This window comes from Vicinamibacteria bacterium (assembly GCA_035620555.1).
Classification (GTDB): domain Bacteria; phylum Acidobacteriota; class Vicinamibacteria; order Marinacidobacterales; family SMYC01; genus DASPGQ01.
This window is the reverse complement of the sequence record DASPGQ010000522.1, coordinates 1-8,584: the sequence shown is the minus strand read 5'-3', so window position 1 is coordinate 8,584 and position 8,584 is coordinate 1. Positions and strand designations below refer to the sequence as shown.

11 protein-coding genes and 1 pseudogene are annotated in these 8,584 nt (G+C 62.9%); 7 read left to right on the top strand and 5 right to left on the bottom strand.

Translation table 11 applies throughout. The features are described 5' to 3' along the window. Positions 1-16: 16 nt before the first annotated feature. Positions 17-454 carry a hypothetical protein gene (locus VEK15_21230; protein ID HXV63235.1) on the bottom strand — a complete coding sequence of 146 codons (438 nt, stop codon included), beginning with the start codon at positions 452-454 and terminating at the stop codon, positions 17-19. A gap of 148 nt (positions 455-602) precedes the next feature. Here VEK15_21230 and VEK15_21225 point away from each other — a divergent pair, with 148 nt between their 5' ends. The 5 genes and pseudogenes from VEK15_21225 (at position 603) to VEK15_21205 (ending at position 3,714) form a co-directional block, all read left to right on the top strand. Continuing rightward, entirely contained in the window at positions 603-842 is a 240-nt protein-coding gene (locus tag VEK15_21225) for a hypothetical protein (GenBank protein ID HXV63234.1), read from the top strand. Positions 843-854: 12 nt separating this feature from the next. Continuing rightward, positions 855-1,235 (top strand): annotated as a pseudogene (locus tag VEK15_21220) (deiodinase-like protein). A 12-nt stretch (positions 1,236-1,247) separates the two neighbouring features. Continuing rightward, the gene (locus VEK15_21215) at positions 1,248-2,084 is read left to right on the top strand and encodes a YihY/virulence factor BrkB family protein (protein HXV63233.1); all 837 of its coding nucleotides are present in this window, start codon (positions 1,248-1,250) and stop codon (positions 2,082-2,084) included. 54 nt (positions 2,085-2,138) lie between these two features. Further along, positions 2,139-3,185 (top strand): membrane dipeptidase, encoded by a 1,047-nt coding sequence (locus VEK15_21210; protein HXV63232.1) that lies wholly within the window; start codon positions 2,139-2,141, stop codon positions 3,183-3,185. 49 nt (positions 3,186-3,234) lie between these two features. Beyond that, on the top strand, positions 3,235-3,714 hold the full coding sequence (locus VEK15_21205) for a phosphatidylglycerophosphatase A (protein HXV63231.1): 480 nt from the start codon (positions 3,235-3,237) through the stop codon (positions 3,712-3,714). A gap of 160 nt (positions 3,715-3,874) precedes the next feature. Here the strand turns inward: VEK15_21205 and VEK15_21200 are convergent, their stop codons facing one another. Continuing rightward, positions 3,875-4,900: a cytochrome c gene (locus tag VEK15_21200; GenBank protein HXV63230.1), complete on the bottom strand. Its 1,026-nt coding sequence runs from the start codon at positions 4,898-4,900 to the stop codon at positions 3,875-3,877. Further along, positions 4,897-5,967 carry a heavy metal-binding domain-containing protein gene (locus tag VEK15_21195; protein HXV63229.1) on the bottom strand — a complete coding sequence of 357 codons (1,071 nt, stop codon included), beginning with the start codon at positions 5,965-5,967 and terminating at the stop codon, positions 4,897-4,899. Before VEK15_21195 ends, VEK15_21200 begins: the two co-directional genes overlap by 4 nt. A gap of 92 nt (positions 5,968-6,059) precedes the next feature. On the opposite strand from VEK15_21195, the gene VEK15_21190 reads away from it, so the two are divergent. Then, a complete protein-coding gene (locus VEK15_21190) occupies positions 6,060-6,416 on the top strand; it encodes a cupin domain-containing protein (GenBank protein HXV63228.1) in 357 nt (118 codons plus the stop codon). Next, positions 6,413-7,099, top strand: coding sequence for an SDR family NAD(P)-dependent oxidoreductase (locus tag VEK15_21185; protein HXV63227.1), 687 nt, complete (start codon positions 6,413-6,415; stop codon positions 7,097-7,099). Before VEK15_21190 ends, VEK15_21185 begins: the two co-directional genes overlap by 4 nt. A gap of 241 nt (positions 7,100-7,340) precedes the next feature. On the opposite strand, the gene aat is transcribed toward VEK15_21185, so the two are convergent. Next, on the bottom strand, positions 7,341-8,039 hold the full coding sequence (gene aat, locus VEK15_21180) for a leucyl/phenylalanyl-tRNA--protein transferase (protein ID HXV63226.1): 699 nt from the start codon (positions 8,037-8,039) through the stop codon (positions 7,341-7,343). Beyond that, the coding region (locus tag VEK15_21175) for an AAA family ATPase (GenBank protein ID HXV63225.1) at positions 8,017-8,584 on the bottom strand (568 nt) is incomplete at its 5' end. The genes aat and VEK15_21175, both read right to left, overlap by 23 nt.

Sequence of the window (8,584 nt, the reverse complement as noted above, 5' to 3'; positions counted from 1 at the left end):
CATCCAGACGAGCGCATCACGACATCCCTCCTCCCGGGTGACGGTACGTTGACGCCATCCCCAACAGCCCCAAGTATGCCATAGTCGCGGGAGCCAGAGCCGGAGTCGCTCCCGTCAGCGATTCCCATACGAGATCGAGTCCGGCGAGCGAAGGGTACATCTCGAGCTCGAACTCGGAATTGGTCCGGTAGTGCAGGTAGACCCCGACGAATCCGCTCGCGGTGAAAAGGACCATCAGGGCTCGGAAAGCCCGCAGGGTCGACGGACGGGGCCGGAGCCAAAGCCCGACGAGCGCGAGAAGACCGAGTCCCAGCAAGACAAGCGGGACGAGCTGCAAAGTATCCTCGATGTGCCCCAGGAGAAGGAGCTCGGTGCCCGCACCGAACGCTCCCATCGTGAACAGGAACACGGTGAAGCGACGGAGAGCCTCGACCTCGGATCGCTTCTTCGTCACGTCGTTCCCCAACCGCCGCCGTTACATTTTAGTACGGAACGGAATCAGTTTTGCCGACTTTACAATGGACGTTGTTACCGAACTCTGTTTGCTTTCTCGCGGGCACCAACATATCCTCGTGCACCGGATGAATACCGCTAAGAAATGGTTGACGAGGGGGTTCATCGGCCTTGTTCTCGTCGCGATCGGTGCCTGGGGATACTACGAGGCGATGAAGCGGGCCTGGATTCGCTACAACGAGTTCGACATTCGTTCGGAAGGGTCGCTCTCCGTTGGAGACCTTGCCCCGGACCTCGAGCTCGGAGCGGTGGATGGGTCGGGCTCGAGACGCATTTCCGACTTCTACGCGGAAAGACCCGCGGTGCTCATCTTCGGGAGCTACACGTGACCGCCGTTTCGAGCCAGGTTGGCCGAGATCGAGAAGCTACGTGAGGATTTTTCCAGCCTCGCCAAATTCGTAATCATCTATATCAAAGAAGCCCATCCCGAGGACGAATGGCAGATGGACTCCAACGTTGAGTCGGACGTCGTTTATTCCCAGCCGAACACATTCGAGGCGCGCCAGGAGCTGGCGAAGACTTTCGTCGATCGGATGGGCGTCGAGACCGACACCCTGGTGGATGACATCCGCAATACCGCACTCGCCTGCTACGCGGCGTGGCCAGAGCGCATTTATGTCGTCGACCGGGACGGCAGGATCCTCTACAAGGGGGGTATCGGGCCGTTCTACTTCGAGCCGGAAGAGCTCCGAGAGTTCCTCGAATCGATGCCGCGCGTTTGAGCTTGTCGCACCGTGTCGAGCCTCGAGGCAGGCCGCCGCGCTTTCCGAGTCGTCTCCGGGACCGCGCGGAAGTTCTCGGAGCTCAACGGGACGTTCCTCGGCGCCGGCCTCGCCTTCTACGTCGTTCTCTACTGCTTTCCGCTCCTTCTCCTCTTCGTCACCGCATTCGGTTACGTTCTCGAGGGATTGACTCAAGCCATGGCAGAGGTCGAAACCCTGGTGGAGGAATTGTTTCCCGCCTCGGAGCAGGCGGTGATCGAGACGATCGAGAGCTTTGCGGCATACCGGGGCGTACTCAGCCTGGTGACGCTCGGAGCTTTCCTCTTGTTCGGCACGTTTCTCTTCGGTGCCGCGAGGCACGTTCTCAACGTCGTTTTCTCCGTCGAGACCCGCCGGACTTTTCTCCGAGGATTCGGAGCCGACTTCCTGGCCATGCTGGGAACCGGTGGTCTCCTCGCCCTGACCGTCGGCTTGGCTTCCGGTCTAGCGCTCTCTCTGGAGATCGCTTCACGCCTCGCTCCCCGCTCCTGGCTCGAGCCGGGGTGGGCCATTCTGGCGCGCGTCCTTACGTTCCTGTTTGCCGGAGCGCTCTTCTATCTGTTGTTTCGTCTGCTTCCGGCGAAGACGCTGAGTCGCCGGAGCCTCGTGGATGCGGCTCTTGCGGGAAGCATCCTGTTCGAAATGTCCAAATGGGTCTTCGCCTGGTACGTCACCGAAGCCCGGGACTACGCGCGTTTCTACGGTGCCCTCGGGGGCCTCGTATTCTTCGTCATTTGGATCTACTACGGGTCCGTCGTCTTCGTACTGGCGGCCACTTTCGGAAGCGTCCTGGACGCCGACCGCGGGTAGCAGGCTGATGAAAAAGTACAGCCCAGCCTGCGCGAGCGGGCAGAGGTGAAGCTCATGAACGACCGACGTCACGGCGGTTTCCACACGGTGCTCGACGAGGAGCTTTCGTACCTCTTCGTCGACGCCACGATGCAGATCTGGCCCGATGCCGAGCTCGACAAAGCCCACCGGCATGGGGTCACGGCGTACGTGGTTACGGCTTGCCGTCCTCACGACGAGTTTGCCGACGTCGTCCGAGACTTGAGCGATTGGCATCGCCTCGCTCGCGGCCGCGAGAACCTCCTCGTCGCACAGACCGTCGCGTCGATCCGCCACGCAAGAGCCACCGGGAAGGCGGCGCTCGTCCTCGCTGCCCAGGGGGGCGACTTCATCGGGCGCGAGCTGCATCGCGTCGAAGCCGCGGCGCGACTCGGACTCCGCCAGCTTCTGCTCGCATATAACGCCACGAACCAACTCGCCGACGGGTGCCTGGACCGAACCGAAGGAGGTCTCTCCCGCTTGGGCGAACGTGTCGTCGAGGAATGTAACCGGGTCGGCATCCTCCTCGATGGAACCCACACCGGGAAGCGCTCGACGCTCGAGCTCATCGACCGGAGCTCTCACCCGGTCGTATTCAGCCACTCGAACCCGAGCGCCATCGCGCCGAACCGGCGAAACATCGACGACGAGCAGATCCGCGCCTGCGCCACGAGAGGCGGTGTGATCTGCCTTGCCCCCTGGGGCCCGTTGGTGATGCGACCGGGAACGGCCCATCAACCGACGGTCGACGAGTTCATCGACATGATCGACCATGTGGCCAACCTCACCGGCGGAACGGATCACGTCGGTATCGGTACCGACATGTCGCTGGGAAGCTATCCTCTGCACGAGCCCGACCCGTGGGGCGCACCGGACTACGGCAACCCCTTTGCCGAGTACGCTGACAAGGTCACGGGCGATCCTCGCTCGCCGCGTCGCAACCTCGACGGGTTTTCCGATTACGCGGAGATTGCATCATTCGCCGACCGGCTCGGGGCGCGGGGTTACACCGACGACGATATTCACAAGATCCTGGGCGAGAACTACCTGCGTGTGGCTTCGGCCGCCTGGCCAGCGGGATGATCAATTCTTCTGGCCTTCCACGCCGTCGGTTTGAAAGAATGCTTCTCCCATGGACGCGCGCGACACCATTCGCCTCGCCGTCGGGAGTGCTCTAGGGCTCGGCCTCGCTCCTGTCGCGCCGGGAAGCTTCGGAGCTCTTCTAGGCGTCGTCATCCACGTCGTCGCCTTCTTTTCTCTTTCTCGGGCCATGCTCCCCTGGGCTCTCCTCGGTGCCCTGATCGCCACGATCCTCGCTAATCACGTTCTGACCCCGTGGGCGGTCGACTATTGGCGGGAGAAAGACCCGAGCCATTTCGTCCTCGACGAGGTCGCTGGTTACCTAATGGTGCCCCTGCTCTATCCCTACGGTCCTCTCTGGCACACGGCGGTCGTCGGGTTTCTCCTCTTCCGGGTCATCGACATCATCAAGGTGCCTCCGGCTCGGCAGATCGATCGCCAGTTGAGCGGGCCGTGGGGCATCGTCCTCGACGACCTCGTCAGTGGCGCCTACGCGGCGATGCTGCTCCACGCCTACCGTCTGCTGATTTGAGAGCTGGCAGGGTGATGAAAAAACTCAACCCACCCCTGCGCGAGCGGAGCGAGCCCGGCGCGCTGGCCGCGCCGTAAGCATCCCGAGCCGTGGCGGCTGGTCGATGGCGGGTCCCGCCAGGGCGTTGAGTAACTCTAGACTGCGGGGCCCGCGAACGGCGCTATCGAAAAACGACGTTCAGAACCAGTGAGTGGGAGGAGTCGACTCGGGTGCCGCTCGGCAAGTACAGAGGTGTCTCGAGCCAGTAGGCGCGGGGGAAGTCGGGGTTAGGCTCGTTCAATCGGATGAGCGGTTCTCGCGAGCCATCCGGCTTGGTTGCTTCGGCCAGAAACGTCGGGCTTCGTTCCTCCACGCGTGGCACCAGTGCCAGCACCTCGACATCACGCTCCAGCGTATGACCGCCGGGATCGACGCTCAGGGGCTCGACCCGAGCTTCGATCTCATCTTGAAAATAAAGGGCGAGGGTGGAGACGTCCTCGACGGTACTTCCCTCGTCGAGCCAGGTCTTCCGGTACCTCAATCGAAGGGTGATCGGGGAGCCTTTGGGGACGCGAAAGCCGCGTCCACCCGACAGCGATTCGGGTCTCGTCCCCGCGGTCCAGGCCCCGATCAACGAGTCCCCGGCGAAAACGAGCGCCGATCGCACGACGCTCGGAGCGCCCGGTCTCACATCGATGGCCCGCAGGTGCCCTTCCTGGGCCAACTCCCCGAGCCTGAGCTCGCGCACGGCCTCGGACTGCTCCGGGCCAAGGATGACGGGCTCGTTCATCGAAAGCTCCCGATCGGGCTCGCCGAGCGGCCATCCGGATGCCGCTTCCTCATCGCCGATCCCCTCGACCGCGTCGCCTTCCGGCGTCCCCCCCAAGCACCAATCGACGACGGTGTCGAGCTCCTTTCCGGTGAGTCCTAGCCCGTGCTTGAACGTTCCGTAGCGTTCATCGGCGAACCAGGGAGGCATCGCGAGCTTCAATAACTCGTTCTTGATGGACGCCGCCCAAGGATAGGCGTCCTTGTATCGCAGAAGCGACATCGGGGCGACTCCTCCGGTTCGGTGGCATGACCCGCATTTCTCGAAAAAGATGGGGTAGATATCTCGATGGTAGGTGAATTCGGTCGTCGACGGCTTGTGCGCCTCGCTCGTGGCCGCCCACGAAAGCGCCAATGCGAGAGCGGTTCCGACTCTCATTTCGCGTAGATACCCTGGATCCCCTCCGTCGCTTCGTCGAAGAGGCGGTAAGCTAGGAGCACCTTTTCCCGGTTTCCGAGGTCGCCGTAATCGTCGAGAAGCCACGCGGAACGCACCAGCTGCCTGACCGCCCACTCGAGCTCGGAGCGCAGCTCGGACGGCGCCTCGAGTACGTGCCCCTCGAGAGCGATCGCGAGCTCTTTTGCTTCCAGCGCCGGAACGTACACTTCGGCGAAAGCGCCGGTGGCCACGAGATCTCGGACGATCTCGTTCCGCTCGACAATCGCCACGGCGATATCCGCCGGCGCCTCCGGAATCACCAGCGCATCGCTGGAGGAGTCCGACGCCGTCACCGCGGATTCGCCCTCCCGGGAGAGATCTGCGAAAACAAAATCGAACCGCTCGAAGGGGCCTTCGGATGCAAACTGGATCTTGGCGGTGACCTCGCGGGGCAGAGCAAGCTTGCCGACGCGGGCTTCGAGATAGCCGCCATCCGGCGCAGGGACGAGCGGATGGGCAACCAGCTCCCGCGTCTGTTTCAGCTCCGCGTCGAACTCTTCCTCGAGCACGGCCCGGCCCCGGAATCGCCTGGCATCCATCGACTGCGAGAAATTGTCGTAAAGGTACACGCGAAACACCCCCTCCTCGGGGTAGGCGCCCTCGAGGTGGTGCCAGTTGTCGGGCGCCATGAAGAAGATACCGCCGTGCTTCGGATAGTGATCTTGATGGGGACGCGTCGAAGTCTCGGCGACGAGCGCCATATGACAGATCGGGCAAGATCCCTCAGAACGCTCTCGAACTTCGGGATGCATGGGACATGCGTAGCTCACCTCGAGGCTCACGAGGTAGAGCGCGCGCCCGCAGATGGGACACTGGCCGGGAAGCTCTTCGGACACGACCGGGTGGATGGGACAGCTGTAGGCGTTGCGAACGAAAGTCTCCTCGAGCTCGCGGTTGCAGATGGGGCACTCGCCCGCCACTGTCTCGGTGATCTCCCGGTGGACGGGACAAGTCCACACCCGTTCGGCTTCTTGAGCACCGAGAAGCAACCACAGCAGGAGAACCATGTGCGGTAATGGTAGCGGCCCACACGGGCTCGGGCAAACTGGCTGCGCTAACGCCATGAAACTCGGTCAGCGTCCGGAGTAGACTCTTGCCAATGAAGGCCGAGATCGTCCTGAAGGCCGGCCGTGAGGAGAGGTTCACCGAGGAACGCTGCTTCATCGCCGAGATGTGGAACGACTCTCGTGACCCGGAGGTCTCGATCGCCCTCGCCCGCGTAGAGGCGGGGGAGATCACGGAGCTTCACCGGCTCGCGGTCGACGAGCGTTACGTCATTTTGAGCGGACGGGGAATGGTGGAAGTCGAGGGATTGGATCCCGCCCACGTCGGTCCCGGCGACATCGTACTGATTCCCGCGGGCAAGACACAACGAATCGCGAATCGGGGGACGGAAGACCTCGTGTTCTTTTGCATCTGCACACCGCGGTTCGAGCCACGCCACTACAGTTCATGAACATCGATTTCGATTCCAAGAGGGTCGTCGTCACCGGCGCGGCGCGCGGAATCGGACAGGCCATCGCCGAGCGGTTTGCCTCCGCACGCGCGTCGGTCGTCGCCGCGACGCGGGAGCTCGCCGACGTGCGCAACCCCGAGGACGTGGAGCGCCTGTTCGAAAACGCCGACGAAGTCGACGTGCTCGTCAACAACGCCGGCATCTACCCCGTGCAGGCTCTGTTGGACCAGACGTTGTCCGAGTGGAACGACGTCCTCGAAACGAACCTTACCGGAGTGCATCTCTGCACCCAGGCTGCCGCTCGGCGGATGATCGCCCGTAACAAGCCGGGAGCGATCGTCAATGTCGCGTCGATCGAAGGACTGCAGCCGGCATCGGGCCACAGTCATTACTGCGCGGCCAAAGCGGGAGTCCTCGCCTACACGCGTTCGGCGGCGCTCGAGCTCGGACGCCACGGCATCCGGGTGAACGCCGTTTCTCCCGGCCTCATTTGGCGGGAAGGAATCGAGGAGGCTTGGCCTTCGGGCGTTCACGCCTTTCGTCAACGTGCACCGCTCGGGCGGCTCGGCCGACCCGTCGAAGTCGCCGACGCTTGCCTGTTCCTCGCCTCGGACGCGGCCGCGTTCATCACCGGCGCGAATCTCGTGGTCGATGGGGGTGTTCTCGCGGCTGCGAGTTTCTGAACAAAGCGGTTGACATCTCACTCGAACGGGGCTATACAAAAACAAGAACTAAGGAAAGGGGAACATCATGAGTCCGCCGGACCAGAGTGTCCCCTCGGGAACGTAAGTTCGGGAGCCGAGCGCCCTGCATTTCCCGAGGGATGAAAACCGAAACCCGGGCTCATGCACCTTCCGTATTTGACGGCCCATTTGGCCCGCATTTCGTAAGGCGGCGCGACAGGGCGTCGAGCCCTAGAGGTTCCTAGGAATCGTGCGGAGCCCAATCCCACTCCCAACGGCCGCGTCGTGTGGGTTTCGATAGCGCTGCTTCGAGCTCCCTCAGGTAGCGATCGCGGGGCCAGGCTACGGCGCCGAATCGTGCCAGATGTCCGGTTTCGATCTGGCAATCGATGAGGGCGATACCCCAACGCTCGAGCTGCTGCACGAGCATCACGAAGGCAATTTTCGAGGCGTCTGGACTCGTGGCGAACATCGATTCGCCGAAGAAGGCGCCTCCAAGAGACACACCGTACAGCCCGCCAACGAGCACCCGGTCGGACCAGGCCTCTACCGAATGGGCGAACCCGAGGCGGTGTAGCTCGGTGTAGGCACGCGACATCTCGGCCGTGATCCAAGTCCCTCGCTGTCCGGGCCTTCTGGCTCGAGCACAGCGAGCGATGACCTCCCCGAACGCGGAATCCATCGTCAGACGGAAAGGATTCGCGTTGAGCCGCCTTCGCAGGCGCTTCGGAATCCGCAGGGTCTCGGCCGTCAAAACGAAACGGGGATCGGGTGAGTGCCAGAGAATCGGATCGCGGTCCGAGTACCAGGGAAAGATGCCGCCGGAGTACGCGGCAAGCAAGCGTTCGGGCGAGAGATCGCCACCCACGGCGAGAAGTCCCTGCTCGGCGTGATCCGCGGGGGGAAAGACGATCTCGTTACCCAGCAGGTAGACTGGCATCGGTGTCCGTCTCGGCGGGAACCTTCGGTGCGTCGAAAGCAAACGAAAGTTTCTCACCGTCGTAACCGATGGTTACGGTGCCGCCGTGCTCCAGCTCTCCGAACAGGATCTCGTCGGTCAAGGGATCACGCACGTCGGTTTGGATGAGCCGGGCCAGAGGTCTCGCGCCGTACATTGGATCGTAGCCCTTCTTGGCCAAGTAGGCCCGCGCCTCGGGAAGGAGCGTGAAGGCGACCCGCCGCTCGCGAAGCTGGGCCTCGAGCTCGAGGATGAACTTCTCGACAATGGTCTCCATGACTTCCTCGCTCAGGGCGTCGAAAGTAATGATGCCGTCGAGCCGGTTTCGAAACTCCGGGCTGAACAGGCGCTCGATTGCCTTCTTGGCGCGAGACGGAGCATCCCGGGCCCGGTCGCTGGCAAAGCCAATCGAAAGCGCGTCCATCTCTCGCGATCCCGCGTTGGAGGTCATGATCAAGATCGCTTGACGGAAGTCGGCTTTCCGGCCGGTATTGTCCGTCAGAGCGGCATGGTCCATGACCTGGAGC

Coding starts and splice junctions, on each gene's coding strand:
- VEK15_21185 (HXV63227.1), top strand. CDS start 6,413: ATGAACATCGATTTCGATTCCAAGAGGGTCGTCGTCACCGGCGCGGCG.
- VEK15_21205 (HXV63231.1), top strand. CDS start 3,235: ATGGACGCGCGCGACACCATTCGCCTCGCCGTCGGGAGTGCTCTAGGG.
- VEK15_21200 (HXV63230.1), bottom strand. CDS start 4,900: ATGAGAGTCGGAACCGCTCTCGCATTGGCGCTTTCGTGGGCGGCCACG.
- VEK15_21210 (HXV63232.1), top strand. CDS start 2,139: ATGAACGACCGACGTCACGGCGGTTTCCACACGGTGCTCGACGAGGAG.
- aat (HXV63226.1), bottom strand. CDS start 8,039: ATGCCAGTCTACCTGCTGGGTAACGAGATCGTCTTTCCCCCCGCGGAT.
- VEK15_21195 (HXV63229.1), bottom strand. CDS start 5,967: ATGGTTCTCCTGCTGTGGTTGCTTCTCGGTGCTCAAGAAGCCGAACGG.
- VEK15_21190 (HXV63228.1), top strand. CDS start 6,060: ATGAAGGCCGAGATCGTCCTGAAGGCCGGCCGTGAGGAGAGGTTCACC.